Below are 17,673 nucleotides of genomic sequence, written 5' to 3' on the forward strand. Positions count from 1 at the left end.
CAAAAAACCCGGCCTGAGCCGGGTTTTTCGTTCGAATCACTTGGATCGCTTACGCGCTGACGCGGATATCTTCCGGCTCGCGCAGCACATAGCCGCGGCCCCACACCGTCTCGATGTAGTTCTGGCCGCCGGACGCAGCGTCGAGTTTCTTGCGCAGCTTGCAGATGAAGACGTCGATGATCTTCAACTCCGGCTCGTCCATGCCGCCATAGAGATGGTTGAGGAACATTTCCTTGGTGAGCGTGGTGCCCTTGCGCAGCGAGAGCAGCTCCAGCATCTGGTATTCCTTGCCGGTCAGGTGCACGCGCTGGCCGCCGACCTCGACCGTCTTGGCGTCGAGATTGACCACCAGGTCGCCGGTGGTGATGACCGACTGGGCATGGCCCTTGGAGCGGCGCACGATCGCATGGATGCGCGCCACCAACTCGTCCTTGTGGAAGGGCTTGGTCATATAGTCGTCGGCGCCGAAGCCCAGGCCGCGCACCTTGTCCTCGATACCGGCCATGCCGGAGAGGATCAGGATCGGCGTCTTGACCTTGGAGAGGCGCAGCGTGCGCAGGACTTCATAGCCCGACATGTCGGGGAGATTGAGATCCAGAAGGATGATGTCGTAATCGTAGAGCTTGCCGAGATCGACACCCTCTTCGCCGAGATCGGTCGTATAGACGTTGAAGCTTTCCGATTTCAGCATCAGTTCGATGCTCTGTGCGGTTGCACTGTCATCTTCAATCAGCAGAACACGCATTTCATTCCCCTTTTCTGCTGCCGGACCGTGTCACGACCCGTCCGGGACCGGAGCAGTGATTGCCTGAACAGAAGGTGCCACCGACTGGTTAACAAATCCTAATTTCGTGTCATCCACGATACCAGATTTTTTAACCCCTTTCTACACCCACTTGAATCTAATAACGAATCACACACCAAAATCGCTAATGCACCACATTAATAAGTCGGCCTAAGTGACTCCAGAGACTCGCTGGCCCGGGCTTCCCGCCGCAGCCGGAATTTTTACCCGGCCTTAAGTCCTCGCCCGTATGATTAACAATGCCCGTAAACGAATGGTTACCGCCGGCAAAAATCTTTAGGGCTTTGTTTCCCATAGCCCAGGGAAAGCCGGGGGAAACGGGCGGCGCTTGGGTCGTTCCGGGCGGACTGGGCGGTATTGCAGGTGTGCGTTTGCGGAGTATCGAATCATGAAGTCACGTGAAAACCTCGTTCGACTGAAGCAGTTTCAGGTGAACGAGAAGCGGCGCCAGCTCTTGCAGCTGGACATGATGATCGCCGAGTTCGAGCGCATGGCCGTCGAGCTGGAAGCGCAGATCATCGCCGAAGAGAAAAAAGCCGGTATCACCGACATCAACCATTTCGCCTACCCAACCTTCGCCAAGGCGGCTCGCCTGCGCCGCGACAACCTCAGGAATTCGCAAAGCGACCTCGCCCAGCAGCGAAGCACCGCCGAATCATTACTCGGCGAAGCTGAAGCGGAGCTGTCCAAGGCGGAGATGCTGGAATCGCGAGACACCAAGATCCGCGAAACCGAAATTGGCGGTCGCAGCGCCATGATCGGCTGATCGCCTGGCATATTTGCAATCATGCCGGAGATATCTCCGGCATCTTCAGAACCGGCAATCGGCTGAAATCGGCCTCGCCGTCTTCACGGCACAGCGCCCGTCTCGCCATGATCGGCCGATGCCCGGGCCCGGGCATCCTTGATTTCCGGCGCATGCTCTTCCGCCCAGGAGCGTATCTGGCTGAGCAGCCCCGCCAGATTCTGGCCAAGTTCCGTCAGCTCATACTCCACGCGCGGCGGAATGACCGCAAACACCTCGCGCCGCACGAGGCCGTCGCGCTCCAGCACCCGCAGCGTCTGCGTCAGCATCTTGGGCGTGATGCCTTCCAGCTTGCGCGCCAACTCGCCATTGCGCAGCCGGTCGCGCCGCAACGCGCAGACCGTGAGATAAACCCATTTGCTGGCCAGCATCTCCAGCACCGTATGTGACGGGCAGGTGCGCCGGAACGCGTCGTAGCCGAATGGCGATCTGTCTTCACTATCCATAAGGTGGGTATATATAGAAAAGGTACATACTCGACAATAGAATATTACTATCCAAATGATAGCGGAACATCCATTCGAACAGGAGGCGTTCATGCGTGCCGTTATCCAGACTTCCGTCGGCGGACCCGAGGTCCTTTTCGTAGCCGAGCAGCCCGACCCCGCGCCCAGGCCCGGTGAAGTGCTCGTCCGCGTCGAGGCGGCGGGCACCAACCCGGTCGACGGCGCCGTGCGCGGCGGTTTCTATCCGCTGCTTGGCGAACCGCCTTTCATCCTGGGCTGGGACATTTCGGGGACCGTCGCGGCGCTCGGTCCCGGCGTGACCGCCTTCAAGGTCGGCGACGAGGTGTTCGGCATGCCGCGTTTCCCCAAACAGGCTGGAGCCTATGCCGAGCTCGCCGCGGCGCCGGCGGACGAGATCGCCGCGAAGCCCGCCGCCATCGACCATGCGCATGCTGCGGCCTTGCCGCTGGCCGGGCTGACGGCCTGGCAAGGCCTCGTGCGCCATGGCGGCCTGCAGGCTGGGCAACGCGTGCTGGTTCACGCCGGGGCCGGCGGCGTCGGCCATCTGGCGGTTCAGATCGCCAAGGCGCGCGGGGCTTATGTCATCGCTACAGCCAGCCCGGACAAGCTCGACTTCGTCCGCTCGCTCGGCGCCGACGACGTCGTCGACTACACCAAGGGCAACTTCGTCGAACAGGTCAACAATGTCGATCTTGTGCTGGACCCCATCGGCGGCGACCATGTCGATGAGTCGCTGAAGGTGGTGCGCGATGGTGGCGTCCTGGTATCGCTGCTCAACGTTCACGACGCCACCAGGGCGAAGGCCAAGGCGCGCGGTGTCCGCGTCGAGCGCATGTCCGTGGTGCCCGATCGCGAGGGCCTTGTCGAACTCGCCACGCTGGTCGACGCCAAAAAGCTGATGCCGCACGTGGCCAAGGCTTTCCCGCTCGATCAGGCGGCGGCCGCCCATGCCTTCCTTGCGACCCGACCCATCGGCAAGGTCGTGCTGACTGTTTGAGTGGAAGGCCGCTTCAAAAGCGAAAGGGCGCGGTGTTTCGCGCCCTTTGCGTTTAATAGCGTCTGGCCTAGTGGCGGTATTGCTGGATCCGCGTTGTGCGCAGCCCGGCAAGGCCGTATTCGTCGATCGATGCCTGCCAGGAGAGAAATTCTTCGGTTGTGAGCTTATAGCGCTGGCAGGCTTCCTCAAGGCTGAGCAGGCCGCCGCGTACCGCGGCGACCACTTCCGCCTTGCGCCGGATAACCCAGCGCCGGGTGTTCGTCGGCGGCAGATCGGCGATCGTAAGAGGGCTGCCGTCAGGCCCGATAACATACTTGACTCTAGGTCTAACCAGATCGGTCATCGTACTCTCTACTAAAAACTCAAAGACCCAATCCCCGCCACAGTACCGCCACAGCTTTAAAAATTGCCTAAGCGAACCCTAACCACTAGGTAAGGATCGTGAACGCCCGGTTAGGATTTTGTTTAGAAATTGAAACACCGGCCTCCAGCCCTTGATTTGCCGGTAAACTCGTCTTGCGCCGCAAGCTGGCGCACACGTGGCGCTTGACCTATATTCCGGCCATTGGCATTGAGCGCCGCACAGTGAAAGCACCATGAACAGCCTCGATCTTCCCCGCCGCCCCGAAGAAACCCGCGTCGTCGTCGCGATGTCGGGCGGCGTCGATTCGTCTGTCGTCGCAGGCATCCTGAAGCGCGAAGGCTATGACGTCGTCGGCGTGACGCTGCAGCTTTACGACCACGGAGCGGCCACGCACCGCGCCGGTTCGTGCTGCGCCGGCCAGGACATCGACGATGCCCGCCGCGTTTCCGAGACGCTCAGCATCCCGCATTACGTGCTCGACTATGAGGAGCGCTTCCGCAAGGCGGTCATCGACCCGTTTGCCGAGAGCTATGTCGCCGGCGAGACGCCGATCCCTTGCGTGTCCTGCAACCAGACGGTGAAGTTCGCCGATCTTCTGGCCACCGCCCAGGATCTCGGCGCCGACGCCTTGGCCACCGGCCACTATATCCGTTCGCGCGCCAATGGCGCGCATCGCGCGCTCTACCGCCCGGTCGATGCCGACCGCGACCAGAGCTATTTCCTGTTCGCCACCACGCAGGCGCAGATCGATTATCTGCGCTTCCCGCTCGGCGGACTGTCGAAGCCGCAGGTCCGCGCCATTGCCGAGGAGATGGGCCTGACTGTCGCCGCCAAGCAGGACAGCCAGGACATCTGCTTCGTGCCGCAGGGCAAGTATTCCGACATCATCGCCAAGCTGAAGCCGGCCGCCGCCAATCCGGGCGACATCGTGCATATCGACGGCCGCGTGCTCGGCCGCCATGAAGGCATTTTGCGCTACACGATCGGACAACGCCGCGGCATCGGCATCGCGTCCGGCGAGCCGCTTTATGTCGTCCATCTCGACGCCGACCGGGCGCGCGTCATCGTCGGCCCGCGCGAGGCGCTGGAGACGCACAAGATCTATCTGCGCAACATGAACTGGCTGGGCGATGGACCGCTGTCGGACGTTCCGGCCGGCGGGATCGAGCTTTTCGCGAAAGTCCGCTCGACCAGGCCGCCGCGTCCGGCCGTGCTGCGTCACCGCGACGGCGTGACCTCTGTCGAACTGGCCGACGGCGAGTCGGGTATCGCGCCGGGGCAGGCCTGCGTGCTCTATTCCGACGACGGCAACGAGGCGCGGGTGCTCGGCGGCGGCTTCATCGAGCGCTCGGAACGCGGCGCGGAAGCCGAGGCTATGTTGTCCAGGCTTGCCGCAAGGCCGGCGCAGATCCCAGCCGAATAAGTTTCTTGGTCTTATCGCCGCCGTTTCCGGACGCCTCAGGCGGACGAGCCGGTGTGGATCACCGTGCCGGCGGTCAGGATGCGCAGCACTCTGATCGCTTCCTCGCCATCGGTGCGCGGCTCGGCGCGAGTCTCGATGCACTGCATGAAATGGGCAAGCTCACGCGTCAGCGGCATGCCTTCGCCAACCGGCACGTAGGCAGGCTCATTGGCGGTGAAGGCCCACTGGCCGCTGTCCTGCCAGACCGCGTGGCGGTAGACGGCAAGTTTGCGTTCCCAAGGCTCGACGTCGTCGAACACCGCCATCGCCTTGGTGCCGACGACCGTCAGCCGCCGCTCGCGATAGGGATTGAGGCGCGAGGCGAAGAGATGGCTGCGCAGGCCGTTCGGAAACCGCATGTGCAGATGCGCGAAGTCGCTGAGGTTGTCGAGCAGCGCCGCCCCCTCGCCCCTCACCTCGATCGGCTCGGTACCGGTGATGGCCAGGATCATCGACAAATCGTGCGGCGCAAGGTCCCATAACGCATCGTTTTCGGTATGGAACTTGCCGAGGCCGAGCCGATGCGAATGGATGTAGCGCACCTCGCCGAGCTCGCCATTGTCGATCAGCGCCTTCAACGTCTCGAAGGCGGGATGGAAGCGCAGCACATGGCCGACCATGAAGACACGGGCCTTGTCCTTTGCCGCCTTCACCGCGCGCTCGGCATCGGCGACCGTCAGCGCGATCGGCTTTTCCACCAGCACGTCCTTGCCGCTTTCGACGGCGCGCACCGCGGTGTCGGCATGGAATTGCGGCGGCAGCGCCATGACGATGGCGTCGATATCGGTTCGCTCGAACAGCTTGTCCGGCTCGATCGCCAGGCAGTCCTGCTCGCTGGCGAAACCTTCGGCGCGAGCGCGGTTGACGTCGGAAACGGCGTGGAGCGCGCCAAGCGCCTTGAGGGTGCGGATATGGTTGCTGCCCCAGTATCCGCAACCGAGGACGGCGATGCGCGGCTTCATTCGCTCAAACTCTAGAATTTCATGGCCGAGACATAGCGACGTGCCCCGCCGAACTCAACCCCGGGACATGCCTTGAGTGCCTGTCCGGCAAAGCTTTTCTGGGGTGAGATTATGCCGGCCGGATTATGCCGGCATGTCGGCCACTTCGAAGCTTGACACGCTCACCCTCCCAACCTTATATCCGCGCGACCTCGGCGAACGCCTTGAAACACCCATCCATCCAGGACGGATTTTCGGGCCGCTTGCCACCCTGGCGGGGTAGCTCAGTTGGTTAGAGCACGGGAATCATAATCCTGGGGTCGGGGGTTCAAGTCCCTCTCCCGCTACCAACGGTTCAATTCCCATGTCGATGTCGATATCGATATGGGGACTGTCCCGATCACAGTGATCCTCCGATACCAACGGTCCAGTCCCAGTTTAGGGACCCGCACCGTGTCCCCCTACAAGAACGGCACTAGGCTCGCCTCCACCTCAATCACGAGCCGATTGTCATTGTCGCGATAGAGCGTGACAGAGTGGATTAGCTCACGCACGATTGGGCCAAGCTCTCCCATGTCGTCCAGCAAGTGAAGCGTGGCCTCCAGCTTCGCCCGCCTGTTGTGAATGTGGCTGGCGCTTCGGGTTGTCAGCTTGTCGGCAAATGCCGTGATGGCTGTCGGGTGCAGGATGACGTTGCTTCCCTTCGGCAGGCGGGCAAGCTCCTGTTTGAGTTCGTCCCGTTCCTTGCCCTGTGCCTTCATCCGGGCGTCCGCCGCGTCCTGATCTCCCTTCCCCGCCATAAGCAGGTCCAGAAGCCGGTGTCTTCAATGATGGCTGCTATCCGGGCTTCAATCTCGACACGGCGGGGGTTCTCGTGCGCTCCCTGTACAATGCGGGCCTTGATGTATCGTTCGGCATAGACCCTGATCTGGTCGGGGCTGGCGAGTTCCTTGCACAAGCTGTTGATGACCAAGTTTTCGACTTCATCGGCATAGAACGTCTTCGGGTCGGGACACGCGCCGCTGTTCGTAGGTCAATGACATTTTATTGTTCTCGACCTTTTCCGGAGTTCGGTGCCGCGGCTAAGCATGACGACACTGCAGCGAAATCGAAACCACATAACCGCAGAAACGGTTATTCCTAAGGAGGCTTCACACGCATTTTGCAAAGGCAAAGTGGCAATGGTCGTGGCCTTCGCGGCTGCAGTGCGCCTCTTCGCACTCAATTATGCTGAGATCGGAGCCGCCCAGCAGGAATGAGAACGCTCCCAATATGAAACCCTCGAACATGTAGCAGACGCGCTGGCCCGGCTGTTGCCTTGCCTCCAGTGCGAAGATCGAGTTCTTCAGGCTAATGTTGCCATGCCGGCCGGCGATGTCCAGTTCGTCGATGGAGAATTGACCCCAGCCGCGCTGCGACAGGCGCTGGAAATAATGATGGAACGTCGCTTCGCGGTCGAGGCCCTTGTCGCGTAGCTGGGCCTCGCACCATTCGATGGCGGATTTCGCCGTCGCCGCGCGCAGTATGGCGCTGTAGGCCGCGCGGCCGAGGGCTGCCTCGACCGCGAGATGATTATTCACCAAGAAATGCCTGGGCAAATAGACCATCGGCAGCCCGTCGGTCCGCCAGATGCCGCTGGTATCATCGACATCGATCGGAATTTCGGGCTGCATGACGACGATGCAGCCGACTAGGCCGCTTGCCGCTGCGAAGCAACGAAGGCCGAGACGTCCTTGTAGAGCTCGCCGTCCTTCATGATGACGACGAGGTTCTTCTCATGCACCATCATGTCGAGGTCCTTCAGCGGGTCGCCATTGACCAGCAGCAAGTCGGCGATGAAGCCTTCCTTGACCATGCCGAGCTCGTCGCCAAGGCCCATCACCTGGCCGCCGAGCCGCGTGCCGCATTGCAGCGCCTCGTTCGGCGAATATCCGAGAAGGTCGACGAAATGTTTTAGATCCCGCGCGTTGGTGCCTTGCGGCGTCTGGGCGAAACCGTAGTCGCCACCGATCAGCGCACGCACGCCGCGCTTGCGCAGTTCCGTGTAAACCTTGCGGCTGTCGTCGAGGATGCGCTGCATGCCGAACTTCACCGCCATCTCATGGGTGAAGCCGAAGGGCTCGCCCTCGTAGAGCGTGCCGTAGATGATGCCGATGGCCGGGCCGACGAAGATGCGCTCCTTCGCCGATTCCAGCGCGTCGAGCGCTTCCTCATCGGCGGATTCGCAGTGATAGATGACGTCGACGCCGCACTTCACCGCGCGCTTGACCGAACCGGCGGCGCGGGCATGGCAGTTTATCTTCTTGCCAAAGTCACGCGCCACCTGCACCGCCGTCAGCACCTCGGCCTCGCTCATAACGGTCAGGCCGCCATGCGCCGCGGGGCTGAGATCATCGCCGGAGATATTGATCTTGATGTTGTCGGCGCCTTCGCGGCAGCACAGCCGCACTGCTTTGGTGATCTCCTCGACGCCGTCGGCTATCATGCCGAAGCTCTCGTGGTACATGTGCTGCTGGCGCTCGTCGCCGAGGCCGCCGGTGACCGTGATCTCGGGGCTGCCGGCGCGTATGCGCGGTCCCGGCAGACGGCCGGCGTTGATCTCGTTGCGGATCACAATGTCGAGCCTGAGCTTCGAGGTGGCAGCACTGTAGGCGCTGGTAAAGCCGTGGTCGAGCAAGGTCTTGGCGTTGCGCATGGTGAGCAGCAGATGCTCTTCCGGCGGGATCAGGCCAAGATCGGAATCCTTGATGGCACCGCCAAAGGAGATGTGGGCATGGCCTTCGACGAGGCCGGGCATCAGCGTCATGCCGTGGCAGTCGACCGTCGTGACGCCATCGCCCGACAATTGGTTGAGGGTACGCGCAATGGTCTTGATGCGACCGTTGTCGACCAGCACATCGGCCGGAAAGGCGTCGGCGCCGGTGCCATCCCAGATCATGGCATTTCGAAACATCACTCTTGTCATGGCGAACGTCCTTTCGAAGTTGGCGCGGTTATCGGTTAGCGGCTTGCCGGGCGGCGACATCGTCGGCCACGACATTGGAGAGGATGCCGACGCCTTCGAGTTCCACCTCGCAGATGTCGCCATGCTTCATGAACAGTTGCGGCTTGCGCGCCACGCCGACGCCGGATGGCGTGCCGGTGACGAGAATGTCGCCGGGCTCCAGGGTAATGGCTTCACTGATGATCGAGATCAGCGAGACGACATCGAAGATCATGTCGTCGGTCGAGGCGTTTTGAACGACCTGGCCGTTCAGCCGTGTCTGGATGCGCAGCCCCTTGCCGCCCGGCGGTAATTCGTCGGCCGTCACGAAGATCGGACCGAAGGAGCCGGTGCCGTCGAAATTCTTGCCTACGGTCCATTGCGGCGCCTTGGTCTGGAAGTCGCGGATCGAGGCATCGTTGAAGATGGAGTAGCCGGCGACGTGGCTGAGCGCCTGGCTCGGTGCGATGTGGCGGCCGGCCTTGCCGATGACCGCAACCATCTCGCCCTCATAGTCGAGCTGGATCGAGGCTTCCGGCCGGCGGATGGCCGCGCCATGACCGATCAGGCTGGTGGAGAAGCGGGCGAACAGCGTCGGGTAGGTGGGCGGCACGAAGCCACTCTCGACCGAATGGTCGACATAGTTCAGGCCGACACAGACGATCTTGCCGGGTTTCGAGATTGGCGGCAGCCATTCGACCGCTTTCGGATCGATGCGCCGCCCGCAGGCCAGCTTCTCGCCGGCGGCGTGCAACGCCTGCGACCCTTCGGCGATCAGCTCGTCCAGCCATCCAGGAAACATCGCGTCGCTGGCGTCGATGCCGCGGAACTCGCCTGCCGGCAACCCGATCGCCAGCCCAGGTCCCCGCGGCGATTTATAAGCTGCAAATCGCACTGGCCACATCCTCGCTTGCGAAGGCTGGACTTTGTTGAGAGATTATATATCTGTCAACAGAGAATATATTATTTTGCATTCTGACTTCTGCCCGGATAATGTATCAACGCTCCTCAATGGACGGATTCGGCCGCAGGCAAACGCATGGCTAGGGAAGGCTCGATCAATCTCACCCAAGGCGCGTATGAGGATTTGCGCGCCGATCTTTTGTCGTGCCGGATCGTGCCGGGCAGCCGGCTCAAGGTCCAGGAATTGTGCGACAGGCTGTCGGTCAGCCTCGGCGCCATCCGCGAGGCGCTGTCGCGGCTGACCTCGGAAGGTTTGGTCGTGGCCGAGCCGCAGCGCGGCTTTCGGGCGGCGCCCATCTCGGCCGAGGATCTGATCGATCTCACCAAAACGCGTATCCAAATCGAGACCTTGTGCATCCGCCGCGCCATCGAGGTCGGCGACGTCACCTGGGAATCGCAATTGGTGGCCGCACTTCACCGGCTGTCGCGCACGCCGGAGCACACGCCCGACGACCCTGTGCATTCGAGCGACGAATGGGCGACCGCGCACGCGGCCTTCCACAAGGCGCTGGTGGCCGGCTGCGACAGCCACTGGCTGCTGCGCCTGCGCGACCAGCTTTACGACCAGAGCGAGCGTTATCGCCGCCGTTCGGTGTCGCTCGCGCCAAGGGCCCGCAACATCAGCAAGGAGCATCAGGACCTCGCCAACGCGGTGCTCGACCGCAATGCCGAGAAGGCGGCCGAGCTCTTGGCCGCGCACCTCGCGGTGACCACGGATATCCTGCTCGCGGCGGAGGTTCCCGACCTTCCGGCGCGCAAGACGGCTGAAAAGGCATAGCGTCTCATTCGATTGCCCTCGGACAGAGGCAAACGCCGCCCGCACATGACGGGCGGCGTTTTCCCATCACCGCCTACTGGCGCAAATTCGTCCAGATCCGGTCATAGGCACGGATCGCCTTCTCGTCGCAGGACGGTGCGAAGGTAATCTTGAGATCGGCCGGTGGATTGAACTCCGGTGAGCCGCCGACATCGGCCGCAAGGAACTTGTTCGATCCGGTGATCGCGCTCTGGTAGCCGGTGTATTTCTGCTGCAGCGCGATATTTTCAGGATCCATCAGGAAGTTGAGAAATTTTTTCGCATTGTCGAGATTGGGCGCTGTCGTCGGCACGGCGACATTGTCCATCCAGCCGACGGCGCCTTCCTTGGGATAGACATATTTGACCGTCGACTTCTGCTGGCGCGTCGCCAGGGCCTTGCCCGACCACTGCTCATGCATGACCGTCTCGCCGGCGACCTGGCGCTCGACGATGCCGTCGGAATTATAGACCTTCACGAAGGGCTTCTGCGCCTCGAGCAGGGTGTCGAGTTCCTTGAGGTCGGCCGGATTGCTGTTGCACTGGTCCTTGCCGAGATAGACGAGCGCCAGCGAGATCACCTCGGTCGGCGAGCCGAACATGCCCACCTTGCCCTTCAGCTCGGCCGGCGGATCGAACAGCGGCTTCAGACTGTCGGTCGGGCCTTTGTAGACGGCCGTGTCGACGGAATAGGACGTGGTGCCCCACACCCATGGCACGGTGTATTTCGCATCCGGATCCCAGGGCCGGCGCTGCCATTTCGGATCAACATTCTTGAAGTTTGGCATCGCGCCCGCGTCGACTTCCTGGAACAGCTTCTGCTTGACGAAGATCGGCACGAAGTCGTTGCTGATAACCATGACGTCGTAGCCGGCCGCGCCCGAACTCAGCTTGGCCAAAGCCGTCTCGTTGGAATCGTAAGTATCGATGGTGACTTTGATCCCGGTCTCGGTCTCGAACTTCTTGATCATCTCGTCCGAAGTGTAGTCGGTCCAGTTGTAGATGTGCAGCTCGCCGGCGTCGGCCAGCGCGGTCGTGGTGATGGCGCCGAGCATGACTGCGGCCAAAGCCAATCCCGAAAGTCCTTCCTTCCATTTGGTCACGGTTATTCTCCTCTGGTTTTTGTTTTCTCGTTGGACCATGATCCCGAGAGGGGGCTCATGGTTTAGGCAAATCTGTTGCGCCCCCCGACAATCAAGGCCGTGGCGACGAAGACGATGGAAACGGCAAGCAGGATGGTGGAGATTGCGTTGACCTCGGGCGTCACTCCAAGCCGCATCATGCCGTAGATGTAGACCGGCAGAGTGGTCGAGCCCGCGCTCGACACCATCATCGAGATCAGGAAGTCGTCGAGCGAAATGACGAAGGCCATGATGGCGCCGGCCGAGATCGCAGGCAGCAGCAAGGGCAGCGTGACACGGGTGAACAGCCGCCATTCGTCGGCGTAAAGATCGCGGCCCGCCTCCTCCAATGTCTCGCCCATGTCGCGCAGCCGAGCCTGAATCGGCAGCAGCGCGAACGGAATGCAGAAGACCGTATGGGCGATCATCAGGTTGATCAGCCCGTGATGCATGCCGAGCCCGGAAAAGAAAACCAGCGTGGTGATCGCCACCACGATCTCCGGCACCACCAGCGGCATGGCGATTAACGCCGTGGCGGCACCCCGTCCAAAGCGCAGCCTGCCGCGTTCCAGCGCCAGCGCGCCGGCGGTGGCAATCGCTGTCGAGGCGATGGTGGCGACGATGGCGATGATGACGCTATTGAGGGCGGCGTCGCGGATCGCGTCGTTGTTGGCGACCGCCGCGAACCATTTGACGCTGAAGCCGGCCCACACGGTGACCAACCGGCTCGAGTTGAAGGCGTAGATCACCAGGACCAGCAACGGCGCGTAGAAGAACACGAAGATCAGCGCCGTGTAGGCCGACAGCCCCGGCGTGTGTCGCCAGTCGAAAGGCTTTGCGCCGTTCATCGCCGTTCCTCCTGTGCCTTGCGCGAACGGATGACGAAGACAGTCAGCACGACGACAGTGACGGCGGTCGAGAGCGCGGCGCCAAACGGCCAGTTACGCGAGGAGGTGAACTGCATCTGGATCAGGCTGCCGATCAAAAGCTTCTTGCCGCCGCCGAGCAGGTCGGGCGCCAGGAACGAACCCAATGCCGGCGCGAAGACCAGCGTGGCGCCAGCCAGCGCGCCGGGCCTCGCCAACGGCCAGACGATGCGGCGGAACACAGCAGTGCGGCTGGCATAGAGATCGTAGGCGGCCTCGATCAGCCTGGGGTCGAGGCGCTCCAGCGTCGAATAGATCGGCAGCACCATGAAGGGCAGGAAGGTGTAGACGAGGCCGAGCAGGATCGAGCCGTCATTGTAGAGCAGCGGCAACGGATCGGAGATGATGCCGGCGCCGCGCAGCGCGCCGTTGGCCAGCCCTTCGTCGCGCAGGATGAGTATCCAGCAATAGGTGCGGATCAGCGTGTTGATCCAGAACGGCAGGGTGACGGCGAACAGAAGCACACGCCTGCGCTCCGGCGTCTGGCAGACGATGTACCAGGCGACCGGCAGGCCGAGCACGAGGCAGATCACAGTGGTTGCAATCGCAAGGTAGATCGAGCGCAGGATAATCAGCGCGTAGCTCGGCGAGAACACCAGGCTGTCGTCGAAATCGCGCTGGTAGAGGAACTGCAGATAGGCGTCGAAGGTCGCCGGCTGGGTGACGCCGCCATAGGGGTTGGCGGTCATGAAGGAATAGCCGACGGCCAGGAACAGCGGCAGCACCATGAAGATGCCGATGACCAGCATGGCCGGCGCGATCAGGAGCCAGGTGCGGTTCGGACCCATCTCAGTTCGCAAGCCCGCGTTCGACATGGCGCGACCAGTCGACGACGACGCTGTCGCCCGCGGACAAAAATGCGCCGCCGCGCGTGCGTGAATTGAGCTTTGCCCCCTCCTCCAGGACGACTTCGTAGAGCGTATCGGAGCCGAGGAAGGTGATAGCCGAGACCGCGCCCCTGGCGTGACCTTTTGCGCCATTCGATGCCGGCGAGACAACGATGTGCTCAGGCCGCACGACGATCGTCTTGGCCGGGTCCCGGCCCAGGGCAGCACCTGGCAAGAGATTGGACTCGCCGATGAAGTCGGCGACGAAGCGGTCCTGCGGGTTGTCGTAGATGTCGCGCGGGGTGCCGACCTGCAGCACGTCGCCGCTGCGCATCACCGCGATGCGATCGGACATGGCAAGCGCCTCCTCCTGGTCGTGAGTGACGAGCACGAAGGTGATGCCGGTTTCGCGCTGCAGCCGCTTCAATTCGCTCTGCATGCCTTTGCGCAATTTGAGGTCGAGCGCCGAAAGCGGCTCATCGAGCAAAAGCACGCTTGGTTTCGGCGCCAGCGCGCGCGCTACCGCGACGCGCTGCTGCTGGCCGCCCGACAATTGCGCCGGGCGCCGCGTGGCAAAGCCTTCCAGTCGCACCATCGCAAGCGCTTCTCGGACGCGCTCGTCGATCAGCGATTTCGGCGCGTTCTGCATTTCAAGCCCGAAGCCGACATTCTCGGCGACGGTCATATGCGGGAACAACGCGTAGCTCTGGAACACGGTGTTGACCGGCCGCTTCTGTGGCGGCAGCGCGGCGACATCGCTGCCGGCAATGCAGATGGCGCCGGTGGTCGGCACCTCGAAGCCGGCGATCAGGCGCAACAGGGTTGTCTTGCCGCAGCCTGAAGGGCCGAGCAGCGTGAAGAACTCGTTGTCGTAGATTTCCAGGCTGACGTCATTCAGCGCGTGGACGGGATCGGCATCCCTGGTCACGAAGGACTTTGACACACTGTGGATGTCGATCATGACCGGCACATTCCTGGGACTGCATGGACACGGCCCATGGGCCATCACGGCCGTCTGGCGCCGCACCTAAAAATTCGCTCCAAAATTATATTTGTCAACGGATAATATATTGTTTTTGCGTTTCGACACACAAACGTACGGCCGCAAACTTGTGATCTGTGTCCAGCCCGTCGCGTATCAAAGGACTTTGCCGCTTTCGGGATCGAGCAGATGCATGTGGCCCATGTCCAGCGAGAGCATCACCGTTTCGCCGGGCTTCGGCGTCGCCGCTGGATCGATGCGCGCCGTGGCCTCGGCGCCGGCGATCAGTACATGCAGCAGCGTCTCCATGCCCATCGGCTCGACCACCTCGACAGGCACCTTTATGTCGACGGTGTCGGGCCGTTCGCGCTGTTCGGTGATGTGCTCGGGCCGCAGGCCGAATTCGAGCTCGCGCCCGGCATGGACGGCATAGCGCGCGGTGCGCGAAGCCGGCACGCCAAGCGCTGTGCCGTCGCCGAGCGCCACAACCAGACCATCGCCACGCGCCTCCAGCCGACACTTGAAGAAGTTCATGCCGGGGCTGCCAATGAAGCCGGCAACGAAGCGGCTGGCCGGCTCGTGATAGAGATCGTTGGGCGGACCGATCTGTACGATGCGGCCCTTGTTCATCACCACGACACGATCGGCCAAGGTCATAGCTTCGACTTGGTCATGCGTGACATAGACCGTGGTGGTGGCGACCATCTGGTGCAGCTTCTTGATCTCGGCGCGCATCTTGACCCGGAGCTTGGCATCAAGATTGGAGAGCGGCTCGTCGAACAGGAAAACTTTCGGCTGCCGCACCATCGCGCGGCCCATGGCGACACGCTGGCGCTGACCTCCGGACAATTGGTGCGGTTTGCGCTGCAGGAGTTCGCTGAGATCGAGGATGTCGGCGACGCGGGCGATGCGCTGTGTCACCTCCGCTTCCGGCACCTTGCGGATGCGCAGGCCGAAAGCCATGTTCTGCGCCACCGTCATCTGCGGATAGAGCGCATAGCTCTGGAACACCATCGCGATATCACGATCCCTGGCCTGGACGTTGTTGACCAGCTTGCCGCCAATATGGATCTCGCCGCCGCTTGGCCTCTCCAGTCCAGCCACCATGCGTAATGTCGTCGACTTGCCGCATCCGGACGGTCCGACGAGAACGACGAATTCGCCCTTGTCGATGTCGAGATCGAGATCGTGCACGACCTTCAGATTCTGGAAGCTCTTGGAGACCTGGCGCAGTTCGACATCGGTCATAATGCTATTCCTTTGCCGTGGGCGCGAACATGTCGAGCGCAAGTGCGGCGGTGCCGATCACGCCGGCGTCGTTGCCGTGCTCGGCCGCCACAATCACCGGCGGGCGGCCGGGCTTGACCAAGACAAAATCCGTGACGTTCAGCGCGATGCGGTCGGTGAAGAAGGCCCCCGCCAGCGACAGCCCGCCGCCGATGATCGCCGCCTCGATGTTCAGCATGTTCGACATGATGCCGATCATCTGGCCAAGCCAGCGCGCCACCTCATCGACCACCTGCAGGGCGACCGCATCACCGGCCTTGGCGAGATCAACGACAGTCTCGGCGTCCCTGGCGTCGGTGTCCGGCTGGAGCTGGCGGTAGCGGTTGACCAGAGCGCGAGCACTGGCGAGGTTTTCGACCATGCCCGGCACCGGATCGGCGATGTCGGTACGGGCCGGGTCGAGCGAAATGCAGCCGAATTGCGGCGGCAGCCCGTCCGGGCCGTCGATGACCTTGCGATCGATGACCATCGACCCCCCGATGCCAGTGCCGAGCGTCAGCAGCGCAAAGCGCGAGAATGGACGCCCGGCGCCGTGGCGCATTTCGCCATGGGTGGCGCTGACGGCGTCGTTGCGGACCACGGCCGGCACGCCGAAGCGGATGGAGAACAGTTTCGACAGCGACCCCTTGAGCAGTGCCGGGATCGCCGGGCAGCGGCCATTGAGCATGCCGGTCTCGGGATTGGGGGTGCCCGGAACGCCGATGCCGATGGCGGCGATGCCGGGATGCGCCTTCCTCAGCCCTTCAGTCGCCTCGGTGACCAGGTGGACGAATTCGGCGAATTCGATGTCGCGATGCACAGGCACCGCATCACGCGCGAGCACCTTGCCCGAACCGTCGACAACGCCAAGCTTGACCAGGCTGCCGCCAATGTCGATCCCAATCGCGGTTACCATCAAGCCTCCTTGCGGATGCGCACGTTGAGTCGCTTTCCAAGGTTGGGGTAGATCATCTTGTCCGGGTCGATGCCGCGCGCGATCGCCAGCTCGCAGCCATACCATTGCAGCGGGATCGGCGCCCAGCAGCCGGCAAGCCATTGCTGCCCGGGCGCCGTCGGCCAGCTGACATCCAGATCAAAACGCGTCGGGTGCCCGGAGAGGTTGAGCACGACCGAGCGCGGCCCGAGCTCGGCCAGCGCCTCGCCGAGATTGGCGGCCACTTTGGCTTCCGTCTCGGTCTGCGCCACGGCGACTACCAGGCTGTTGTTGGTGGTGCCGTAGACATGGCCATGCAAGGCCTCTTCGGTGTCGAAGCCGGCAGTCGGCACACCGCTGATCTCGGCGATCTTGAGCGAGGTTTCGAGCGCGGTGCCGAGATGCGTCGCCTGGCCGGCGACCAGGATGTAATCGGGCACCCCGAAGCGGGAGATCAGGGCCTTTGCGGCCGCAAGACCGGTCTCGGTCGTCCGCTCGAGCTCGGCAAACAGCCCCGACTCGTCGATCGTCTTGCCGGCAAGCCTGGCGGCGACCGCCAGCACCGACATGACAGTGGCGGTGTAGCCCATGGTCTTCGGCCCGACCGTCTCCGGGCCGATCGGCATGACGATGATGTCAGCGCCCGTCTGGGTGATGAGGCTGTCAGCCTCGCCGGTGATGACCAGCGTCGGGAAGCCACGCTCCACCGACAGGCGCACCGCTTCGATGGTGGTGATGCTCATGCCGGACTGCGAGGCCGCCAGCACCAGCGTGCTCTGGCCCGATGGCCTCGGCGGCAGGCGCAGGAAGGCCTCCGGCTCCTTGGCGATCACCGATGCCCCGGTGCCTTCCTCCAGCGCCTCGGCGCCGGCCAGCAGCGCATTCATCGACGATCCCGTACCAAGCAGCACGATCCGCTCCGGTGTCTCACGCAAGCTGGTAAAACTGTCGAGCTCCGCGCCGATCGCGGCGGGCAGGCTGGCGAGCGTCTTGGGCTGCCGGCGAATGTAAGTGCCTATCTGCATGTCAGTGTTC

Annotated in this window: 19 protein-coding genes and 1 tRNA gene; 5 read left to right on the forward strand and 15 right to left on the reverse strand. The window is 62.7% G+C overall.

Annotated features, from left to right (window positions below; all coding sequences use genetic code 11):
* Positions 1–49: 49 nt before the first annotated feature.
* The gene (gene ctrA / locus FJW10_RS07815; protein ID WP_006203583.1) at positions 50–745 is read right to left on the reverse strand and encodes a cell cycle two-component system response regulator CtrA; all 696 of its coding nucleotides are present in this window, start codon (positions 743–745) and stop codon (positions 50–52) included.
* Positions 746–1,193: 448 nt separating this feature from the next.
* Here ctrA and FJW10_RS07820 point away from each other — a divergent pair, with 448 nt between their 5' ends.
* On the forward strand, positions 1,194–1,571 hold the full coding sequence (locus tag FJW10_RS07820) for a flagellar export protein FliJ (RefSeq protein WP_140645772.1): 378 nt from the start codon (positions 1,194–1,196) through the stop codon (positions 1,569–1,571).
* 83 nt (positions 1,572–1,654) lie between these two features.
* Here the strand turns inward: FJW10_RS07820 and FJW10_RS07825 are convergent, their stop codons facing one another.
* On the reverse strand, positions 1,655–2,056 hold the full coding sequence (locus FJW10_RS07825) for a helix-turn-helix domain-containing protein (RefSeq protein WP_140827714.1): 402 nt from the start codon (positions 2,054–2,056) through the stop codon (positions 1,655–1,657).
* A 91-nt stretch (positions 2,057–2,147) separates the two neighbouring features.
* Between FJW10_RS07825 and FJW10_RS07830 the strand changes: the two genes are divergently transcribed.
* Entirely contained in the window at positions 2,148–3,074 is a 927-nt protein-coding gene (locus FJW10_RS07830; protein ID WP_140899605.1) for an NADP-dependent oxidoreductase, read from the forward strand.
* A gap of 67 nt (positions 3,075–3,141) precedes the next feature.
* Here FJW10_RS07830 and FJW10_RS07835 read toward each other — a convergent pair whose 3' ends face one another.
* Positions 3,142–3,417, reverse strand: a complete 276-nt coding sequence (locus tag FJW10_RS07835; protein ID WP_006203587.1) for a DUF1153 domain-containing protein — start codon at positions 3,415–3,417, stop codon at positions 3,142–3,144.
* Positions 3,418–3,670: 253 nt separating this feature from the next.
* Here FJW10_RS07835 and mnmA point away from each other — a divergent pair, with 253 nt between their 5' ends.
* Positions 3,671–4,861, forward strand: coding sequence for a tRNA 2-thiouridine(34) synthase MnmA (gene mnmA / locus FJW10_RS07840; protein ID WP_140827710.1), 1,191 nt, complete (start codon positions 3,671–3,673; stop codon positions 4,859–4,861).
* A gap of 35 nt (positions 4,862–4,896) precedes the next feature.
* Here the strand turns inward: mnmA and FJW10_RS07845 are convergent, their stop codons facing one another.
* Positions 4,897–5,862, reverse strand: a complete 966-nt coding sequence (locus tag FJW10_RS07845) for a Gfo/Idh/MocA family oxidoreductase (RefSeq protein WP_140899607.1) — start codon at positions 5,860–5,862, stop codon at positions 4,897–4,899.
* A gap of 252 nt (positions 5,863–6,114) precedes the next feature.
* On the opposite strand from FJW10_RS07845, the gene FJW10_RS07850 reads away from it, so the two are divergent.
* Positions 6,115–6,191 (forward strand) — tRNA-Met (locus tag FJW10_RS07850).
* 111 nt (positions 6,192–6,302) lie between these two features.
* Here the strand turns inward: FJW10_RS07850 and FJW10_RS07855 are convergent.
* The 4 genes from FJW10_RS07855 to FJW10_RS07870 all read right to left on the reverse strand — a co-directional run bounded on the left by FJW10_RS07855 (position 6,303) and on the right by FJW10_RS07870 (position 9,719).
* The gene (locus FJW10_RS07855; RefSeq protein WP_140899609.1) at positions 6,303–6,602 is read right to left on the reverse strand and encodes a hypothetical protein; all 300 of its coding nucleotides are present in this window, start codon (positions 6,600–6,602) and stop codon (positions 6,303–6,305) included.
* A 390-nt stretch (positions 6,603–6,992) separates the two neighbouring features.
* Positions 6,993–7,514, reverse strand: a complete 522-nt coding sequence (locus tag FJW10_RS07860) for a 4-vinyl reductase (RefSeq protein WP_140899610.1) — start codon at positions 7,512–7,514, stop codon at positions 6,993–6,995.
* A 17-nt stretch (positions 7,515–7,531) separates the two neighbouring features.
* Positions 7,532–8,806, reverse strand: a complete 1,275-nt coding sequence (locus FJW10_RS07865) for an amidohydrolase family protein (protein ID WP_140899612.1) — start codon at positions 8,804–8,806, stop codon at positions 7,532–7,534.
* Positions 8,807–8,834: 28 nt separating this feature from the next.
* Positions 8,835–9,719 (reverse strand): fumarylacetoacetate hydrolase family protein, encoded by an 885-nt coding sequence (locus tag FJW10_RS07870; RefSeq protein WP_246674153.1) that lies wholly within the window; start codon positions 9,717–9,719, stop codon positions 8,835–8,837.
* A 144-nt stretch (positions 9,720–9,863) separates the two neighbouring features.
* Between FJW10_RS07870 and FJW10_RS07875 the strand changes: the two genes are divergently transcribed.
* On the forward strand, positions 9,864–10,565 hold the full coding sequence (locus FJW10_RS07875; protein ID WP_140899615.1) for an FCD domain-containing protein: 702 nt from the start codon (positions 9,864–9,866) through the stop codon (positions 10,563–10,565).
* A 73-nt stretch (positions 10,566–10,638) separates the two neighbouring features.
* Here FJW10_RS07875 and FJW10_RS07880 read toward each other — a convergent pair whose 3' ends face one another.
* The 7 genes from FJW10_RS07880 to FJW10_RS07910 form a co-directional block, all read right to left on the reverse strand.
* Positions 10,639–11,685 (reverse strand): extracellular solute-binding protein, encoded by a 1,047-nt coding sequence (locus FJW10_RS07880; RefSeq protein WP_181177448.1) that lies wholly within the window; start codon positions 11,683–11,685, stop codon positions 10,639–10,641.
* Positions 11,686–11,747: 62 nt separating this feature from the next.
* A complete protein-coding gene (locus FJW10_RS07885; protein WP_140899618.1) occupies positions 11,748–12,551 on the reverse strand; it encodes an ABC transporter permease in 804 nt (267 codons plus the stop codon).
* Entirely contained in the window at positions 12,548–13,429 is an 882-nt protein-coding gene (locus FJW10_RS07890; protein ID WP_246674154.1) for an ABC transporter permease, read from the reverse strand. The genes FJW10_RS07885 and FJW10_RS07890 overlap by 4 nt, the downstream gene beginning before the upstream one ends.
* Positions 13,419–14,417: an ABC transporter ATP-binding protein gene (locus FJW10_RS07895; protein WP_140899620.1), complete on the reverse strand. Its 999-nt coding sequence runs from the start codon at positions 14,415–14,417 to the stop codon at positions 13,419–13,421. The genes FJW10_RS07890 and FJW10_RS07895 overlap by 11 nt, the downstream gene beginning before the upstream one ends.
* Positions 14,418–14,594: 177 nt before the next feature.
* The gene (gene ugpC / locus FJW10_RS07900) at positions 14,595–15,686 is read right to left on the reverse strand and encodes a sn-glycerol-3-phosphate ABC transporter ATP-binding protein UgpC (RefSeq protein WP_140899622.1); all 1,092 of its coding nucleotides are present in this window, start codon (positions 15,684–15,686) and stop codon (positions 14,595–14,597) included.
* A 4-nt stretch (positions 15,687–15,690) separates the two neighbouring features.
* Positions 15,691–16,620: an ROK family protein gene (locus tag FJW10_RS07905; protein WP_181177449.1), complete on the reverse strand. Its 930-nt coding sequence runs from the start codon at positions 16,618–16,620 to the stop codon at positions 15,691–15,693.
* The gene (locus FJW10_RS07910) at positions 16,620–17,663 is read right to left on the reverse strand and encodes an SIS domain-containing protein (protein WP_140899626.1); all 1,044 of its coding nucleotides are present in this window, start codon (positions 17,661–17,663) and stop codon (positions 16,620–16,622) included. Before FJW10_RS07910 ends, FJW10_RS07905 begins: the two co-directional genes overlap by 1 nt.
* Between the last annotated feature and the right edge of the window lie 10 nt (positions 17,664–17,673).

Origin of the sequence: Mesorhizobium sp. B4-1-1 (genome assembly GCF_006439375.1) — a bacterium.
Classification (GTDB): Bacteria; Pseudomonadota; Alphaproteobacteria; order Rhizobiales; family Rhizobiaceae; genus Mesorhizobium.